Raw genomic sequence first — 17,470 nt, forward strand, 5'->3', positions numbered from 1 at the left:
AATGACCGATCACATGCAAACGCCGGGACTGCCGGAAGAAAAACCGGCGCAGGGTTGTCCGTTTGGGCGTGGCCGCGTGGCGACGCCTGAGGTGGCCGGCGCTGCCGCTGCTTCCGCTTCCGATGATGGCTGGCACGACGCGCAACTCGATTTCTCGGAGTCGATGAGTTACGGCGATTATCTGTCGCTGGGGACGGTGCTGAATGCGCAGCATCCGTTGTCGCCGGATCACAACGAGATGTTGTTCATCATCCAGCATCAGACCAGCGAACTGTGGATGAAGCTCGCGTTGTACGAGTTGCGCGCTGCGCTGAAGGCGGTGCATCGCGATGAGTTGCCGCCGGCATTCAAGATGCTCGCTCGCGTATCGCGGATCATGGAGCAGCTCGTCCAGGCATGGAGTGTTCTCGCGACGATGACGCCGTCCGAGTACACGGCGATGCGGCCTTATCTGGGTAGCTCTTCCGGATTCCAGTCTTATCAGTATCGGCAGATCGAGTTTTTGCTGGGCAATAAGAATGAGCAGATGCTGAAGCCGCACGCGCATCGGGCGGATGTTTTTGCCGAGGTTAAGGCTTCGCTGGAGGCGCCTTCGTTTTATGACGAGGTCGTGAGGTTGCTGGCTCGTCGCGGGTTTGCTATTTCGCCCTCCAGGTTGGAGCGGGATTGGACCCAGCCTACTATTCATGATGCTTCTGTCGAAGCGGCCTGGCTGGAGGTTTATCGAAATCCTTCGCAGCATTGGGAGCTGTACGAGATGGCCGAGGAGCTCGTCGATCTCGAGGACGCATTTCGCCAGTGGCGGTTCCGGCATGTGACGACGGTTGAGCGGATTATTGGGTTCAAGCAAGGCACAGGCGGGACCAGCGGCGCGCCGTATCTGCGCAAGATGCTGGATGTGGTTTTGTTTCCTGAGCTTTGGCACGTGAGGACGATGTTGTAGGCTCTTTTTTGCCTACTCGCCGCAGGCGCCCAGACGAAAACACCGCGAAGGCAAAAAAAACATCACCTCGCGGTATACCCGCCATCGATCGGCAAACAAACCCCACTAATCATGGAAGCCGCCTCACTGAGCAAAAAACAAACCGGCATCGCCACTTCAGAAGGTTCGGCGAAACGCTGCAAAGGAATCGCCATCAAAGCGGGCTCCCGTTTGGCCGGATCACTCCAGGCCTGCACCGCCATAGGTGTCAGCGTAACCGTAGGATTGACACTATTAATCCGAATCCCAAACGGCCCGAGCTCGATACAAAGCGCCCGCGTAATCGCATCGAGCGCCGCCTTGGAAGCCGAATAGCTCAAGTGATCATCCAGCGCGACAAGCGCAGCCTGACTAGAAACATTCACGATACTGCCAGCGCGCCTGGCGCCAATCATCCCGCGGGCCACGTGCCTGGCAACCAGCACGGCTCCCCGCGCATTCACCGCCATGACTCGATCAAAACTAGCACCCGTGGTGTCAACCGCGCGCTCGAGCAAAGCAATGCCCGCACAGTTCACGAGCCCGTCGAATGCATCGAGCGAACTCAATGCATCGTCAATGGCGGATTCATCGCTCACATCCAGCACCAACGGCTCGCAGCCCGTTTCCTCCGCCAATCGCGCCAACTCATTCACGTTGCGCGCGGCCGCAACCACACTCGCGCCGGAAGCGCGCAGGATTTCAACGGTCGCCCGTCCAATTCCGCTCGATGCACCCGTGACCAGAATCGACTTTCCAGAAAAATCAAAAGCAGCATTCATGATGATTGCAACCGATGCATGACCGGCTTCAATGCCGGATACAAATCCGTATAAACGCCGAACCGCTGCTCGTACAAAGCCATCCGCGCCGCGTCAGGTTGCGCGCGCTCGATCAGCGTCACCCACCCACCCTGCGCTTCTTCGTTCGATACCAGACCGACACCGACGCCGGCCAGCAACGCCGCGCCCATCGCCGCTTCCACTTCCTGCTCGATCGTGTACACCGGATAGCCGGTCACGTCCGCAATGATCTGCATCCATAAATCCGAATGCGCGGCGCCTCCCACCACGATCAACTTGTCATCCAGCGCTTGCGCGCCTTTGCGTCCCGCTTCGATGTTGTGTTTCAGTGCAAACGACACGCCTTCCAAAACCGCTCGATACAGATGCGCTCGCGTGTGAAAGAGGCTCAAGCCGACAAACGCTCCGCTCGCCCTGGCATCCCATACAGGACTGCGCTCGCCCATCAGATACGGCAAAAACATCACGCCGTCGGCACCCGCCGGAATCCTGGAAGCGGCTTCTTCGAGCAAACGATGCGGATCGCCTTGCGGCGTCGCGCGTGCGGCTTCAGTCTCCGCGTGACAGAACTGCTCGCGATACCAGGTCACCGACGCACCGGCCGTGATCGCGCCGCCGAAAATATAGATGTCGCGCTGCCCGTTGAACACATGCGGCATGCTGATCAAACCATGCCGCGCATCGACGCTCTGATTGATATAGCCCCAGCACATACTCGTGCCGATCATCGCGACGTGCTGCCCCGCACGCGTGACGCCCGCGGCGAACGTCGCCACCGCCGCGTCGACGCCGCCCGCGACGATCGCCGTGTCCGCTTCCAGTCCCAGCTGTTCGGTCCACTGCGACAGCAATCCGCCCACCACGTCCGACGATTCCACCAGCCGCTCCGGCATCATCGTCGCGGGAATGCCGAGCATGTCGAGCGCTTCGTCGGACCAGTCGCGCTTCGCGATGTCGTAGATGCCGCCGATGTTGCCCGCCGAACTATGGTCGACGGCAACCTCGCCGGTCAGCATGTAGATCACGTACGCATTGGGCGGCAGGAAATAGCGCGTATGCGCCCACACATCCGGCTCGTGATCGCGCAGCCACAGCATCTTCGTGTAGCCGTAATAGCTGTCCACGCCATTGCCGGTAATCCTATGAAGGCGTTCGAGATCGACGTTGTTGCGCACCCATTCGACCTGGTCGGTGGCACGCCGGTCCATCCAGATCAGACACGGATAGAGCGGCCGCATGTCGCTGTCGACTGGAATGCCGGAGCCGCCGTACAGGCTGCTCACGCACACCGCCTTGATCGACCTCGCCGCGACGCCCGCCGTTTTCGCTTTCTCCACGCACGCAGCGATGCACTCCGCCACCGCCTTCAACCACACCGCCGGCCACTGTTCAGCCCATAGCGGCCTGGGCGTATCCGGCTGATAGCCCGACGCATGCTGCGCGACGATCGCGCCGTGCTGATCGACCAGCAGCGCTTTGGTGCTCTGCGTGCCGATATCGACGCCGATGACGTAGTTCATACAGTCTCCGTTTATGTGCCGCTTGTCCCGCGAACGCTCAGGCACGCGGCTTCATCAATACCTTGATCGAATCGAGCGAGTTCGCGACCTTGATCGCCTCGTCCCATTCTTCCAGCGAAAAGCCATGCGTGACAATGCCCTTCGACGTCACGAGCCCACGCGCCAGCAGATCGATCGCGATCGGATAACAGTATGGCCCGAGATGCGCGCCGCGCACGTCGAGTTCCTTGCGGTCGCCGATCACCGACCAGTCCAGCGTCGTCTCCGCGCCGAACACCGAAAACTCGACGAAACGCCCGAGCTTGCGAATCAGGTCCATGCCCTGGTTGACGCCGATCGGCGCACCGGTCGTTTCGATGTACACGTCGCAACCGTAGCCTTCCGTCAGCGAATGGACGATCGCCAACGCGTCGTCCTGTTTCGGATTGATCGTCACGTCGGCGCCGTATTCGCGCGCGAGCGCAAGGCGCTCTTCCACCAGATCGATCACGACCAGTTTCTTCGGCGTCTTCAGATGCGCGATTTGCGTCATCATCAGACCGAGCGGCCCGGCGCCCGCGATCACCACCACGTCATCGAGTTGCAGGTCGCCGCGGTTCACCGTGTGAATCGCACACGCCAGCGGCTCGATGATCGCGGCGTCTTCGAGCGAGATGCCGTCGGGGATCCGGTGGACGATCGCGGTCGGCGGAATGCGCATGTACTCGGCCATGCCGCCGTCCGCAACTTCGCGCTGAAAGCCGAAGATGTTGTGCACCTCGCACATCCAGTACTGACCGGATTTGCAATAGCGGCACTTGCCGCACGGCACGATCTGCTCGGCGATCACGCGGTCGCCGATTTTCACGCCGAAATGGTCGGCCGCGCCTTCGCCGATTTCCTCGACGAAACCGAAAAACTCGTGGCCCGGAATCACCGGCGCTTTAACCCACGGACTTGGGCCGCCCCAAAACATCTTCGCGCCTGAATGGCATTTGCAATCGCTCGCGCAGATGCCGCATGCGGCGATGCGAATCACCAGTTCACGGGCGCGAGCATGAGGCCTCGTTACCCGCTCGACGCGATAGTCTTTCGGCGCGTGACAGACGATGGCGGTCATGTTCTGCTGATCGGTTTGCGAGTCGTTGTGGTTCGTCATTGCATGATCCTGCTAAAAAGAGGAAGTCGGATAAGCGTCACTTTCTGCGATCGCGACTGATGTAAATCGCGAGCAGAATAATTCCGCCCTTGATCACGTTCTGCACGTAAGGATTCACGCCGACCATGTTCAGGCCGTTGTTCAGCACGCCGAGCAGCAGCGCGCCAATCAACGTGCCGATGATCGAGCCGCGCCCGCCGGAGATCGAGGTCCCACCCATCACCACCGCGGCGATGGCGTCGAGCTCGAAGCCGACGCCCGCGTTCGGCTGGCCGCTCATCAAGCGCGCGGTCAACACGATGGCGGCGAAAGCTGAAGTCAACCCGGCAAGCGTATAGACGATCAGCTTCACGAGCGCCACGCGCACACCCGACAGACGCGTCGCCTGCTCGTTGCCGCCGATCGCGTACACGTAGCGTCCGAACGGCATGCGTTCGAGCAACACCCACGCGATCGTGTAGATCACCAGCATGATCACGACCGGCGCCTGGATGCCGAGAATCTTGCCGCTGCCGAAGAAGCTGACCCAGTCAGGCAAACCGTCGATCGGGTAGCCGCCGGTGTAGATCAGTGCGAGACCGCGTGCGATACCCATCGTCGCGAGTGTGACGATGATCGGCGGCATGCCGGCGAATGCGACGAAGAAGCCATTTGCCGCACCGAAGCCCAAACCGACCGCGACGCCGATCGCAAGCGCCGCCACCGCGTTCATGCCCGCAACCATCAAGCCGGCGGAAAGCGTACCTGCTAGCGCCATCACCGACCCAACCGACAGATCGATCCCGCCGGTCAAGATCACGCAGGTCATACCGACGGCGATGATCGCGTTGATCGACACCTGGCGCAGCACGTTCTCCAGATTCGCGCCGGAGAGAAAACTGTCGCTTGCGAACACCATCACGATGCAAACCACCAGCAAGCCGATGAACGGATAAAACAGCGTCGAGCGTTTCAAAGCGGTCCATGTAAGACGCGGTGGAGCGCCCGGCGTGTGCCCCAGCGGGACTTCCTTCGGGGCGTCGCCACTAGCGGTCCGGGTTTTCGGCGTAGAAGAAGGGTTATGCATGTTCATGTGCTGCTCCACGGGTGCCGGCTGTTGCATAGGTCATCACGGCGTTCGAATCGATCTCGTCGCCTTCGAGCAGCGCCTCGATGCGGCCCTGCCGGAACACGGCGACGCGGTCGCACATGCCGACGATCTCCGGCAACTCGGACGAGATCATGATGATCGAGTAGCCGCGCGCGGTGAGTTCGCGCATCAGCAGATAGATTTCGGCTTTGGCGCCGACGTCAATGCCCCGCGTCGGTTCGTCGAAGATCAGGATGTTGGTGTGGTGATTCAGCCAGCGCGCGATCACCACCTTCTGCTGATTGCCGCCTGAGAGCGTGGCGACCTCGGTATGCATCGTCGGCGCCTTGACGCCGACGCGCTTCATGATGTCGGCGGTCGCGCGCGCTTCGCTGCGCCGGTCGATGAAGAAACGCAGCGAGCGGTACTTGCCGAGGTTGTTGATCGAGATGTTCTGCCTGATCGAGAAATCGGTGATCAGGCCTTCGGTCTTGCGGCTTTCGGGCAGGATGCCGACGCCGGCTCGCAGCGCGTCGGCGGGATCGGATAGCTTCGCGGCCGCTCCGTTGATGCGGATTTCCTTCACGTAAGCCGGGTCCGCGCCGATCACGGCCAGCGCGGTTTCCGTGCGGCCCGAACCGACCAGTCCGGCAAAGCCGAGAATCTCGCCTTCGCGCAGCGTGAAACTCAGCACCGGGCTGTCTTTGAGCAATTGCAGCTTGTCGACTTCGAGCACGGTCTTCGCATCGGCGCGCAACGGCGGCTTCGGCGGAAAACTGCTCTCGATGCGGCGCCCCACCATCATCTCGACCAGGCGGCCCACATCGGATTGCGCGACCTCGGTCATGCCTACGTACTGGCCGTCGCGCAGCACCGTAATGCGGTCGCACACCTCGAAAATCTCTTCGAGGTGATGCGAGATGAAAATCATCGCAACGCCCTGCTGTTTCAGATCGCGCATGATCGCGAACAGATGCTCGGCTTCCGCGGGCGTGAGCGTTGCGGTCGGCTCATCCAGAATCAGAATGCGCGCTTCCAGCGACAGCGCCTTGCCGATTTCGACGAACTGCTGCTGCGCGACCGATAATTCGCGAATCGGCACCGACAGATCGATCGCTACGCCGAGCCGCTCGAAAATCGCCGCTGCCGCGCGCCGCATCTTGCCGCGTTCGAGCAGACCCAAACCGTTCTTCAACTCGCGGCCGAGAAACATATTCTCCACCGCGTTCAGATACGGAATCAGGCTGAACTCCTGAAACACGATGCCGACGCCCGCAGCGACCGCATCGTGATAGTTCGTGAAGTGGCGCACCTGGCCGTCAATCGTGATGGTGCCTTCGTCCGGCTGATAGATGCCGCACAGGATTTTCATCAGCGTCGATTTGCCCGCGCCGTTTTCGCCGAGCAATGCGTGAATCTCGCCGCGCGCAATCTCCAGGTGAATCGCTTGCAGCGCCTTCGCGCCGGGAAAGCTTTTAGTGATCTGGTCGAGTTTGAGAATCGTGTCCATCGGGTCCTCCTCTGCGGCGAACTGCTGCACTCCGCAAGAGCGCAGCAACTCGCACCCGGCTTACCAGCTGAAGCCCTTCGCATTGCTCTTGTCGACCATCTTCACGTCGACGGGAATCGCTTTCGGCACATTGGCGCCCCACTTCTTCGCCAGTGCGACGCCGAGCGCGATGCGCACCTGGTCAGCCGGGAACTGCGCGGAGGTTTCGACGAACTTCGAATTCGGTTTCTGGATCGCGGCAATCGCTTCCGGCGCACCGTCGACACTGGTGAGCTTGATATCCTTGCCCGACGCTTCGATCGCCGAGAGCGCACCCATCGAGCCGCCGTCGTTCACGCTGAACACGCCCTTCAGATTCGGATGCGCCTGGATCATGTTCTCGGTGACGGACAGTGCCGTCGCGCGTTCCTGCTTGCCGTTCTGCGTATCGACGAGTTTCACGCCCGGCACTTTCGCGAGCGCCGCCTTGCAGCCGCGCACGCGTTCGAGAATCGGCACGACCGGAATGCCGTCGAGAATCGCCACTTCGCCGCTGCCGCCAATCGACTTCGCCAGGTACTCGCACGCCATCTGCCCCGCGTCGAAGTTTTTCGAGCCGACGAACGAATCGACCGGACCGTTTGCGTTCGCATCGACCGCCACCACCACCACGCCCGCCTTCTTCGCCGAGCTCACCGCCGACTGAATGCCGGTCGAATCGGTCGGATTCACAAGCAGGATGTCGATCTTCTTTTGCAGCATGTCTTCGACGTCGCTGACCTGTTTGCTGACGTCGTGATGCGCGTCGGTGACGACCACCGTTGCGCCCATCGATCCCGCCGCGTCGTTCAACGCCTTTTGCATCGTCACGAAGTACGGGTTGTTCAGCTCCTGGAATGTCATGCCGATTTTCAACGGCGTGGCTTGTGCGGCAGGCGCGGCGATGAACGACAGGCCGAGCGCGAGCGTCGCGAATGCCTTCAACGATGCCTGCTTCGAAGTGAACTGGAATTGCGTCATGGTTGTCTCCGTTATTTGAAAGTGAGCACGCCCGTCACGCTGTCGTGAACAGCGCGATGCGTGTTGAAACGCGGGTGAAATGAAACGCTTCGGCTTATTGCCTGGGCGGGGCTGCGTATCGCTACGTCGGTGGATAAGCGGCGGCTACGGTGCGAGGCAAACCTGGCGCCGGCACGATCGCGGGGGCATCGTCGATGCCCCCGCCGCGTGCCGCCGCTTCTTCGGAAGCGCCGCGGCTCGCGTCGTTCAGTTGCTGATAGCGGCGAAACTTCGAGGGCGCCATGCCCTTGACCGCGAGGAACTGTCGATTGAAATTCGACAGGTTGTTAAAACCGGCCTTGAAGCAGATATCGGTCACGCTCAGGTCGTCGTCCGTGAGCAACTGGCACGCGAGATTGATGCGCATCCGGTTCACGTACTGCACGAACGGCAGCCCGGTATGACGGCGAAAGTAACGCGAAAACGCACTGACGCTCTGCCCGGCGAGCTGCGCCAGATCCGACTCGCGCAACTCGCCCGAGAGATTCTTGCCGATATACGACAACGCGTGATTGATGCGGGTCGACGCGAAGCCCGTAGGATCGGCCTGGTACGCAGGGCTCGCGAGCGTCTCGCGATCCTCCGCGTTCATCAGTATTTCCAGCATCGACATGAACAGCACGAGACGGCGCAACCCGCGCGCCATCAGCAATTCGAGAAATAGCGGCTGGATCGCCGCGCTCGTTTGCGCGCCGAACGACACGCCGCGGCGCGAATCGGCGAGCAGTGCTTCGACCTGACGCCATTCCGGAAAACTTTCCAGACAGCCCGACACGAATTCCTGGCTGAATTGCACAACCAGATTGCGCTGCGCGATGGTTTCGCCTTCCGGCACGTCGCTGACCCAGTTATGCGGCAGGTTCGGGCCCATCAACACCAGGTTGCCGGGCGCAAAGCCGCTGATATGGTCGCCGACGAACATCTTGCCGGTCGTCGCCACGATCAGATGGATTTCGTATTCGGGATGAAAGTGCCAGCGCACCGTGCGATACGGATAGCCGTGCGACCACACTTTGAACGATTCGTCGCGGCGGACGGCAACGATTTCGAGATCGGGTTGCATCGCGTTCTCCTCCTGCTCCCTTCTTGTATAGCGAAAAGTAGACTTCTCACGCGTCGTCCGCCACTAAAAATGAAGCCGCGGACCGATACTTTTTTGCATTCGGGTTATTCCTGGCGCGCTTGAAGTCAAATTTGACGCAATGCAACAGGCTTGCTCAGACGCGGCCCATCACGCGTTGCCCGACCGCCCAGGCCACCGGAAACCCCCGTCACGCCGCGCTGCGCCACGAAAAGCCGTTCACGTCGCCTTGACTTTCGTTTCAAGCGGTACGATCATTCGCTCACAGATAGAGCAAATGCTCCACCCAAGAAAAAACGCACGCACCGAGCCGTGCGATCAAGGACATTCAGGAGACGCACATGAACGGCGGACAAGGCAGCGGCGCGGCCGCACACGTGATCCTGCACATCGGCGCGGGATCGTTCCATCGCGCGCATCAGGCGTGGTACCTCCATCGATTGAACGAGGCGCAGCCGGCCGGCGAACCGCATTGGTCGCTGACGGTCGGCAATATTCGCAGCGACATGAACGCGGTACTCGATGCGCTTGCAGCACAAAAAGGCGTCTATACGCTCGAGACCGTCACGCCGCAGGGCGAACGCGCGTACGAGACGATTCGTTCGATCGAGCGCGTGGTGCCGTGGTCCGAGAGCCTCGATGCGCTGATCGAGGCCGGCGCCGATCCGGCCTGCAAGATCATCGCGTTCACCGTCACCGAGGGTGGCTATTACCTCGACGAACGGGACGCACTCGACACCGCCAACGCCGATCTCGCGGCCGATCTGAAAGGCGGCCACACCACGATTTACGGCGCGCTCGCGGCGATTCTCGATGCGCGCATGAAACGCGGCGCCGGTCCGGTCACGCTGCAAACCTGCGACAACCTGCGCAGCAACGGCGAGCGTTTTCACGCGGGGATGAGCGAGTTTCTCGAACGGCGCGGCGCGCAAGCACTGGCGCAATGGTTCGACGACAACACCCTGTGCCCCAGCTCGATGGTCGATCGCATTACGCCGCGCCCCACCCCGGACGTGGGCGAGCGTGTCAAAGCCGCTACCGGTGTGGACGACGCGTGCCCGGTGATGGGCGAGGCATTCATCCAATGGGTGATCGAAGACCGGTTTATTGCCGGACGTCCGGCCTGGGAAAAAGTCGGCGCGGAACTGGTCGACTCGGTGGTGCCCTACGAGGAAGCCAAGATCCGTATTCTCAACGCGACGCATAGCTGCATCGCGTGGGCGGGCACGCTGGTCGGACTGAACTACATCCACGAAGGCACGCTGGACCCGGACATCTGCCAATTCGCCTTCGATTACGTGAGCGAAGACGTGATTCCGTGTCTCACCCCGAGTCCGCTCGATCTCGAACGCTATCGCGACGTGGTGCTCGAACGCTTCAGCAATCCGTATATCCAGGACACCAACCAACGCGTCGCCGCGGACGGCTTTTCGAAACTGCCCGGCTTTATCGCGCCGACGCTCGCCGAATGCTTCGAGCGCGGCGTCACACCGGCGGCGACTGCGATGCTGCCGGCGTTGTTCTTCCGCTTCCTCGACCGCTGGCAGGCCGGCAAGCTGCCATATGCGTATCAGGATGGCGTGATGGACGAGCGCGTCGCGCGTGGCTTTTTCGCGGCGCCCGATCCGTTGCAGGCATTTGCCGCGGACCGGCTGCTGTGGGGCAGCATGGCGCAGACGCCCGAACTGGAATCGGTGTTGGCGGGCGCATTGGCGCGCGTCGACGTATGGCTCGGCAAACGCGGCGCGGCTTGATTCAGCGCGGCGGCTCATGCCGCTCACGCTGCTCATGCTGCTCATGCGGCGAATACGGCGAATACGGCGGTTATGCGGCAAATACGGCGGTCACGCGGCGGTTAGCGCCGCGACCAGCGCCGTGGCTGGCGCCGCATCGACTCACCACGCTGCCAGGCTTAATGCGCATGGCACCGCTCGCCATGTACGGCTAAAGTAGCGCATCTCCAACGACGAAGGTTCCGCGCCCATGTATCTTGGCATCGACCTCGGCACGTCCGAAGTGAAAGTCCTGCTGCTCGCCTCCGATGGACGCGTGATCGGCACCGCAGGCTCACCCTTTACCGTTTCGCGCCCGCATCAGCGCTGGGCCGAACAGAATCCCGCCGACTGGTGGGCCGGCACGCGCACGGCATTAGCGGCCTTGCGCGCCAGCCATCCCGACGAATTCGCGCAGATCCGCGGCATCGGCCTCTCGGGGCAGATGCACGGCGCCGTGCTGCTCGACGCGCAAGACCGCGTGCTGCGGCCCGCGATCCTGTGGAACGACATGCGCAGCGACAAGGAGTGCGGGGAACTGACCGAGCGCGCACCGGAACTGCACAGCGTCGCGGGCAATCTGGCGATGCCGGGGTTCACCGCGCCGAAGCTGCTATGGGTCGCCCGTCATGAACCGGAAATCTTCGCGCAAACCGCCTGGGTGCTGCTGCCGAAGGATTACCTGCGTCTGCAGCTGACCGGCGGCAAGGTCTCCGATCCATCGGATGCGGCCGGCACGTTGTGGCTCGACGTCGCCAAACGCGACTGGTCCGATTCGCTGCTCGCCGCCTGCGACATGAAGCGCGCGCAGATGCCGCGGTTGTGCGAAGGCAGCGAGCCGTCCGGCACCCTGCTGCCCGAAGTGGCACGCGAATTCGGCCTGAGCGACGGCGTGATCGTCGCGGCCGGCGGCGGCGACAATGCGACCAGCGCGATCGGCATCGGCGCGACGCAACCGGGCGACGGCTTCGTGTCGCTCGGCACGTCGGGCGTGCTGTGCGTGGTCGGCGATAGTTTCAGGCCGAATCCGGCCTCCGCGGTGCACGCGTTCTGCCACGCGATTCCGGATCGCTGGCATCAGATGAGCGTGGTGCTGTCGGCGGCGAGTTGTCTGCGCTGGGTCTGCAAGCTCACCTCCACCGACGAACCGACGCTGCTCGCCGAAATCGAGGCGCTCGCGCCCGCCGCGTTGAACACCGCGCCGCTATTCCTGCCGTATCTCTCGGGCGAACGCACGCCGCATAACGATCCGTATGCGCAAGGCGTGTTCTTCGGCATGAACCACGCCACCGATCGCGCGCTGCTCGGCTATGCGGTGCTCGAAGGCGTCACGCTCGCGTTGACCGACGGCCTCGACGCGTTGCGCGCGGCCGGCACTGAGGCGAAGGCACTCTCGCTGCTCGGCGGCGGCGCACGCAGCGACTACTGGGCCCAACTGCTCGCCGATGCGCTCGACACCGCCACCCGCAAGCACGGCGGTGGCGAAACCGGCGCGGCGCTGGGCGCGGCTCGCCTTGGCTGGCTGGCAGCCGGCGGCGACCCCGCCAAGGTGCTGACCAAACCGCCGATCGAAAAGGAGTTCACGCCGAACCCGCAACGGCATGCCGAATTACGCACGCGCCTCGCAGCGTATCGCGCGCTCTACCGTCACGTGCGACCGCTGTTCGACCCGGCGCGGCAGCCGCTCGCCTAACCCGGCAAACCATAGCCGGTGCTCGCGTTGCGATACGTTGTCATACGTTGCGATGCGAGCACCGGCTGCTATCATCGGCGCACTCAAAGCGAAACGTCACCGTGCCCAAGTCCACCGAAAAACTCGACCTCGCTACGCGCGCCGCCTGGCTTTACTACGTCGCAGGCAATACCCAGAACGAAATCGCCGAGAAACTGCAGGTGTCGCGCCCGGTCGCGCAACGGCTGGTCGCCTTCGCGGTGGAGAAGAATCTGATTCGCGTGCGGGTCGATCATCAACTGGCCGATTGCCTCGCGCTCGCCGCTCAGCTGTCGAAGCGCTACGGCCTGAGCATGTGCGAAGTGGTGCCGTTCGACAGCGACACCACCGAGGAAGTCGACCGCAAGCTGGCGGTGGCCGGCGCGCAGGTGATGGAGCGCTATCTCGGCGAAGAAAAACCGATGGTGGTCGCGGTCAGCAGCGGCCGTACGCTGAAGGCCGCAGTCGATCAAATCGCGCAGCTGGAGCGTCCGCAACACAGGTTGGTATCGATGGTTGGGGCGATCGCCTCGGACGGCTCCTCGAACCGCTACGACGTCGCGCTGCACATTTCCGAGAAGACCGGCGGCAAGTATTTTCTGCTGCCCGCGCCGCTGCTCGCCGATAGCGAAGCCGAACGCGCGCAATGGTGCAATCACCGGCTGTACCGCATCGTCGAATCGCTGTCGGCGCAGGCGGATGTCGCGTTTGTCGGCATCGGCAATATCGGGCCGAAGTGTCCGCTGCACGAAGACGGCTTCATTACGTCGGCGGAAGTGAAGGAGTTGATGCAGAACGGCGCGGTCGCCGAAATGCTCGGCCTGCCGATCGACGCCGCCGGCGCGCATGTCGAATCGCCGACCGGCCGGCGCGTCACCAGCATCGCGCTCGACACGCCGCCCAAGCGCCCGACCATCGCCTTTGCCGGCGGAGCGCGCAAGCATGAAGCGGTGATCGCGGTACTGAAAGGCGGCTGGCTGTCGGGACTCGTGACGGACGAACTGTGCGCACGAGCGGCGCTCGAAGCCTGAACGCAGCACTGACCTGCGCGACCTATAGCGGCGCGGCGCCGCGCCGGACTTTCCACGATGATCCTCATGCGTGAATAAAAAGAAAGCAGCGCGTCCGCCGCTTTCCCCGTCGTCACGCGGCCAGCACTTCGACGATCTTGCGCTGGAAGGCTTTGCCTTCGCTGTCGAACAGATGGCAGTGCTCCGGCGTCGCGCCGAGTTTCTGCATCGCGCCTTTCGACTGGCGATCGAGCGGCGGAATCCGCGCGATCAACCCATCCGGCGCGACGCTCGATTCCGCATACAGATAGGCGGCATCGCCGAGCGACTCGACTGCCATCGTGCGGGCCGAGACGCCGTCTTCGGTCGTGCCGACATGCAGATGCTCCGGACGAATCCCGACCGTCACCTTGTCGCCCTGCTTGACGGTGGACGGTTCCACCGCGACGCGTTGCGTTTCGCCGGTTTCATAGAGCACTGTGACGCCGTCGCGCGACACCGACTGCACCACACCTTCCATGAAGTTCATCTTCGGCGAGCCGATGAAGCCCGCGACGAAACGGTTGGCCGGCGCGTGATAGAGCATTGTCGGGCTGCCGACCTGCTCGACGTTCCCCGCCGATAGCACGACGATCTTGTCGGCCAGCGTCATCGCTTCGACCTGATCGTGTGTCACGTAGATCATGGTCGTCTTCAGTTCGTCGTGCAGACGCGCGAATTCGAGGCGCATCTTCACGCGCAGCGCGGCATCGAGGTTCGACAGCGGTTCGTCGAACAGGAACACCTTCGGCTTGCGGGTAATCGCGCGGCCGATCGCGACGCGCTGACGCTGACCGCCCGAAAGCTGCTTCGGTTTGCGATCGAGCAGATGGTCGATGTGCAGAATCTTCGCCGCATTGCGTACCGCCACGTCGATCTCGGGCTTTTTGGCGCCCGCGAGTTTCAGGCCGAACGCCATGTTGTCGTACAGCGTCATGTGCGGATACAGCGCGTACGACTGGAACACCATCGCGATGCCGCGCTTGGCGGGCGGAATGTCGTTCACACGTACGCTGTCGATGGTCAGATCGCCGGCGCTGATGTCTTCGAGGCCGGCGATCATCCGCATCAGCGTCGATTTACCGCAACCGCTCGGGCCCACGAACACGACGAACTCGCCGTCCGCGATGTCGAGATTGATGTCGCGCATCACTTCGTTGTCGTCGTAGCGCTTCGCGATATTGCGCAGAGTCAGGCTTGCCATGATGTGTCTCCGTGTAATGCTGTGTGTTGCGTTTGCGTTTGCGTTTGCGTTGCTCTAGCTGCGTGGATTCGTTTCCGGGTGTCGTCGGGTGCCGTGCTCAGGGCGTGGCCGCTGTCGCGCTCAATGTCCATTGCGCGACCAGCTCCGGCAACTGCTGCATGTCGTCGAATACATGGCGCGCGCCGGCCGCGTGCAACGCGTCGATCTGCGTATCGCTCGCATGACCGCCGCCGATGAAGCCCAGCACCGTCATGCCAGCAGTGGTCGCGGCCGTCACACCCGTGACGCTGTCTTCGACCACGAGGCAGGCCGAAGGGGCCAAACCGAGCGCGCGCGCCGCGGCCAGATAAACGTCGGGCGCGGGCTTCGGATTCGGCACCGCGTCGGCGCAAAAAATACGATCGCCGAAAAACCTGACAAGGCCGGTGCGCGCCAGCACGAACTCCACATACGGCCGGAAGCTGTTGCTCGCGCACCCTTTGGTCAACGGCACCTGCGCCAGAGCGGCCTCGATGCCCTCGACCGTGGGCGCCTGCATCGCCGCCGCTTCCACCGCCTGCCGGATCGCGTCGATATCGTCGGCGGACAGGCTTTTGCCGAGTTGCGCCGCCGTGCCTTGCAGCACCTTCTCGATGCGCAAACCGAGCAGCGGCAGCACCACCGGCTCGACGTCGGTATCGGGCCAGCGCGCTTGCAGTTCGTGCACCAGCATGTGCGCCGCGACCGCTTCGCTGTCGATCAGCACGCCGTCGCAATCGCAGATCAGCGCGACGTTGCTTGCGGTCGTCACTGCCGTCATTTGACCGCCCCGAAGGTGAGGCCACGCACCAGCTGCTTCTGCGACAACCAGCCGACGATCAGGATCGGCGCGACCGCCAGCAGCGAAGCCGCGGACAGCTTGGCCCAGAACAACCCCTCAGGACTCGAATACGACGCGATGAACACGGTCAGCGGCGCCGCGTTCGAACTGGACAGGTTGATGCTCCAGAACGCCTCGTTCCACGACAGGATCACCAGCAGCAGTGCGGTCGACGCGAGACCCGGCAGCGACATCGGCATCAGCAGGTGGACGATTTCCTGCCAGGTCGCCGCCCCGTCGATGCGCCCGGCTTCGAGAATGTCGCGCGGAATTTCGGCGAAGTACGTGAAGGTCATCCACACCGCAATCGGCAGGTTGATCAGCGTATAGATGATGATCAGCCCCGAGACGGTATCGAGCATCCCGGTGTTCTTCCACAGCAGATAAATCGGCACCAGCACGCCGACCGAAGGCATCATCTTGGTCGACAGCATCCACAGCAGCAAACCCTGCGTGCGGCGCGTCGGAAAGAATGCCATCGCATAGGCGCACGGCACGGCGAGCAGCAGGCACACCACCGTGACGCCCGCCGAAATCAGCACCGAATTCCACGCGAACGCGAAATAGTTGCTGCGCGCGAATACCTCGCGAAAACTGTCGAGCGTAGGGATGAAGAACAGCGACGATGCGTAAGCCTGCTGCTCGGTCTTGAACGCGGTAATCGTCATCCAGAAGATCGGGAAGAACAGCAGCAGCGCAATCGCCCAGGCGACCACACCTGGAATGGCGCGCTTGAAGACGGCCCACGGCGCGTTCTTCGATGATGCCGTCGTCGATGCGACGGGTGAAGCGGCAACGTGGCTCATTTTTCGTACTCCCCTTTCAGGTTCTTCGCGAGCATCCGCACAAGGAAGAACGACACGATGTTGGCCAGCACCACGGCGAGAATCCCGCCCGCCGAGGCAAGCCCGACGTCGAACTGTTGCAGGCCGAGCGCGTAGATCAGGTAAGACAGCGTGGTGGTCGCCGTGCCGGGGCCGCCGCCCGTGGTCGTGTAGATTTCCGCGAAGATCGACAGCAGGAAAATGGTTTCCATCATCACCACGACCGCAATGGCCCGTCTAAGGTGCGGCAGCGTGATGTAGAAGAACATCGAGAACGCGCCCGCACCGTCGATCTTCGCCGCTTCCTTCTGCTCCTGGTCGAGCGACTGGATCGCGGTGAACAGGATCAGGAAGGCGAACGGCAACCATTGCCACGAGACGATCATGATGATCGCGGTGAGCGGATAGTCGGCGAACCAGTCGACCGGCCGCAGTCCGATGGCGCGCATACCCTGCGCGATCAGGCCGTACACCGGATGCAGGATCATGTTCTTCCAGATCAGCGCGCTCACGGTCGGCATGACGAAGAACGGCGCAATCGCTAGCAGCCGTGCGATACCCTGGCCGTAGAACTTGCGGTCGAACAGCACCGACATCAGCACGCCGCCCACCACCGTGATCACCAGCGTGGCGACGATCAGTTCGAGCGTATGGCCGATCGACGGGCCGAACGACGGGTCGGTAGCAAGGTACTGGTAGTTGTCGATGCCGGCAAAACCCTTTGCATCGGGGTTGAGCAGGTTGTAATGCGTGAACGAAAACCAGATCGTCATCGCCAGCGGAATCGCCATCCACAGCACCAGCACGGCCGTGGAAGGTGTCACCAGCCAGCGCGCGGACGCGGCCTTGCGCGTTTCGCGCTCTTTTTCGGTCTGGGGATGGGCATGCATGAGAGGAAGGCGCAGAGGACGCATGATGTGACCACCTGTTC

At 62.5% G+C, this 17,470-nt stretch carries 15 protein-coding genes; 4 read left to right on the top strand and 11 right to left on the bottom strand.

Annotated elements, in window-relative coordinates; all coding sequences use genetic code 11:
* Position 1: 1 nt before the first annotated feature.
* Positions 2-943, top strand: coding sequence for a tryptophan 2,3-dioxygenase (gene kynA / locus SB772_RS15150; RefSeq protein ID WP_410834057.1), 942 nt, complete (start codon positions 2-4; stop codon positions 941-943).
* A gap of 62 nt (positions 944-1,005) precedes the next feature.
* Here the strand turns inward: kynA and SB772_RS15155 are convergent, their stop codons facing one another.
* The 7 genes from SB772_RS15155 to SB772_RS15185 all read right to left on the bottom strand — a co-directional run bounded on the left by SB772_RS15155 (position 1,006) and on the right by SB772_RS15185 (position 9,102).
* A complete protein-coding gene (locus tag SB772_RS15155; protein WP_410834058.1) occupies positions 1,006-1,743 on the bottom strand; it encodes an SDR family oxidoreductase in 738 nt (245 codons plus the stop codon).
* Positions 1,740-3,284 carry an FGGY-family carbohydrate kinase gene (locus tag SB772_RS15160; protein ID WP_410834059.1) on the bottom strand — a complete coding sequence of 515 codons (1,545 nt, stop codon included), beginning with the start codon at positions 3,282-3,284 and terminating at the stop codon, positions 1,740-1,742. The genes SB772_RS15155 and SB772_RS15160 overlap by 4 nt, the downstream gene beginning before the upstream one ends.
* 37 nt (positions 3,285-3,321) lie before the next feature.
* Positions 3,322-4,422, bottom strand: coding sequence for an alcohol dehydrogenase catalytic domain-containing protein (locus SB772_RS15165; RefSeq protein ID WP_410834060.1), 1,101 nt, complete (start codon positions 4,420-4,422; stop codon positions 3,322-3,324).
* 37 nt (positions 4,423-4,459) lie between these two features.
* Entirely contained in the window at positions 4,460-5,494 is a 1,035-nt protein-coding gene (locus SB772_RS15170; RefSeq protein ID WP_410834061.1) for an ABC transporter permease, read from the bottom strand.
* Positions 5,481-7,001, bottom strand: a complete 1,521-nt coding sequence (locus SB772_RS15175; RefSeq protein ID WP_410834062.1) for a sugar ABC transporter ATP-binding protein — start codon at positions 6,999-7,001, stop codon at positions 5,481-5,483. Before SB772_RS15175 ends, SB772_RS15170 begins: the two co-directional genes overlap by 14 nt.
* Before the next feature lie 60 nt (positions 7,002-7,061).
* Positions 7,062-8,000, bottom strand: a complete 939-nt coding sequence (locus tag SB772_RS15180; protein WP_410834063.1) for a substrate-binding domain-containing protein — start codon at positions 7,998-8,000, stop codon at positions 7,062-7,064.
* 121 nt (positions 8,001-8,121) lie between these two features.
* Entirely contained in the window at positions 8,122-9,102 is a 981-nt protein-coding gene (locus SB772_RS15185) for an AraC family transcriptional regulator (RefSeq protein ID WP_410834064.1), read from the bottom strand.
* 359 nt (positions 9,103-9,461) lie between these two features.
* Here SB772_RS15185 and dalD point away from each other — a divergent pair, with 359 nt between their 5' ends.
* From dalD to SB772_RS15200, 3 genes are all read left to right on the top strand, one after another.
* On the top strand, positions 9,462-10,874 hold the full coding sequence (gene dalD, locus SB772_RS15190) for a D-arabinitol 4-dehydrogenase (RefSeq protein WP_410834065.1): 1,413 nt from the start codon (positions 9,462-9,464) through the stop codon (positions 10,872-10,874).
* 229 nt (positions 10,875-11,103) lie between these two features.
* Positions 11,104-12,585, top strand: a complete 1,482-nt coding sequence (gene xylB, locus SB772_RS15195; RefSeq protein ID WP_410834066.1) for a xylulokinase — start codon at positions 11,104-11,106, stop codon at positions 12,583-12,585.
* 101 nt (positions 12,586-12,686) lie between these two features.
* Positions 12,687-13,634, top strand: coding sequence for a sugar-binding transcriptional regulator (locus SB772_RS15200; RefSeq protein WP_410834067.1), 948 nt, complete (start codon positions 12,687-12,689; stop codon positions 13,632-13,634).
* Positions 13,635-13,746: 112 nt separating this feature from the next.
* On the opposite strand, the gene SB772_RS15205 is transcribed toward SB772_RS15200, so the two are convergent.
* The 4 genes from SB772_RS15205 to SB772_RS15220 form a co-directional block, all read right to left on the bottom strand.
* The gene (locus SB772_RS15205) at positions 13,747-14,856 is read right to left on the bottom strand and encodes an ABC transporter ATP-binding protein (protein ID WP_410834068.1); all 1,110 of its coding nucleotides are present in this window, start codon (positions 14,854-14,856) and stop codon (positions 13,747-13,749) included.
* A 97-nt stretch (positions 14,857-14,953) separates the two neighbouring features.
* Positions 14,954-15,655, bottom strand: a complete 702-nt coding sequence (locus SB772_RS15210; RefSeq protein ID WP_410834069.1) for an HAD family hydrolase — start codon at positions 15,653-15,655, stop codon at positions 14,954-14,956.
* Positions 15,652-16,521, bottom strand: a complete 870-nt coding sequence (locus tag SB772_RS15215) for a carbohydrate ABC transporter permease (protein WP_410834070.1) — start codon at positions 16,519-16,521, stop codon at positions 15,652-15,654. The genes SB772_RS15210 and SB772_RS15215 overlap by 4 nt, the downstream gene beginning before the upstream one ends.
* Positions 16,518-17,453 (bottom strand): carbohydrate ABC transporter permease, encoded by a 936-nt coding sequence (locus SB772_RS15220; RefSeq protein ID WP_410834071.1) that lies wholly within the window; start codon positions 17,451-17,453, stop codon positions 16,518-16,520. Before SB772_RS15220 ends, SB772_RS15215 begins: the two co-directional genes overlap by 4 nt.
* Positions 17,454-17,470: the final 17 nt, after the last annotated feature.

Origin of the sequence: Paraburkholderia sp. SIMBA_030 (genome assembly GCF_046535245.1) — a bacterium.
Classification (GTDB): domain Bacteria; phylum Pseudomonadota; class Gammaproteobacteria; order Burkholderiales; family Burkholderiaceae; genus Paraburkholderia.

Bases quoted from the DNA above. Each gene is read 5' to 3' on its own strand.
- kynA (WP_410834057.1), top strand. From the start codon at position 2: ATGACCGATCACATGCAAACGCCGGGACTGCCGGAAGAAAAACCGGCG.
- SB772_RS15155 (WP_410834058.1), bottom strand. From the start codon at position 1,743: ATGAATGCTGCTTTTGATTTTTCTGGAAAGTCGATTCTGGTCACGGGT.
- SB772_RS15160 (WP_410834059.1), bottom strand. From the start codon at position 3,284: ATGAACTACGTCATCGGCGTCGATATCGGCACGCAGAGCACCAAAGCG.
- SB772_RS15165 (WP_410834060.1), bottom strand. From the start codon at position 4,422: ATGACGAACCACAACGACTCGCAAACCGATCAGCAGAACATGACCGCC.
- SB772_RS15170 (WP_410834061.1), bottom strand. From the start codon at position 5,494: ATGAACATGCATAACCCTTCTTCTACGCCGAAAACCCGGACCGCTAGT.
- SB772_RS15175 (WP_410834062.1), bottom strand. From the start codon at position 7,001: ATGGACACGATTCTCAAACTCGACCAGATCACTAAAAGCTTTCCCGGC.
- SB772_RS15180 (WP_410834063.1), bottom strand. From the start codon at position 8,000: ATGACGCAATTCCAGTTCACTTCGAAGCAGGCATCGTTGAAGGCATTC.
- SB772_RS15185 (WP_410834064.1), bottom strand. From the start codon at position 9,102: ATGCAACCCGATCTCGAAATCGTTGCCGTCCGCCGCGACGAATCGTTC.
- dalD (WP_410834065.1), top strand. From the start codon at position 9,462: ATGAACGGCGGACAAGGCAGCGGCGCGGCCGCACACGTGATCCTGCAC.
- xylB (WP_410834066.1), top strand. From the start codon at position 11,104: ATGTATCTTGGCATCGACCTCGGCACGTCCGAAGTGAAAGTCCTGCTG.
- SB772_RS15205 (WP_410834068.1), bottom strand. From the start codon at position 14,856: ATGGCAAGCCTGACTCTGCGCAATATCGCGAAGCGCTACGACGACAAC.
- SB772_RS15210 (WP_410834069.1), bottom strand. From the start codon at position 15,655: ATGACGGCAGTGACGACCGCAAGCAACGTCGCGCTGATCTGCGATTGC.
- SB772_RS15215 (WP_410834070.1), bottom strand. From the start codon at position 16,521: ATGAGCCACGTTGCCGCTTCACCCGTCGCATCGACGACGGCATCATCG.
- SB772_RS15220 (WP_410834071.1), bottom strand. From the start codon at position 17,453: ATGCGTCCTCTGCGCCTTCCTCTCATGCATGCCCATCCCCAGACCGAA.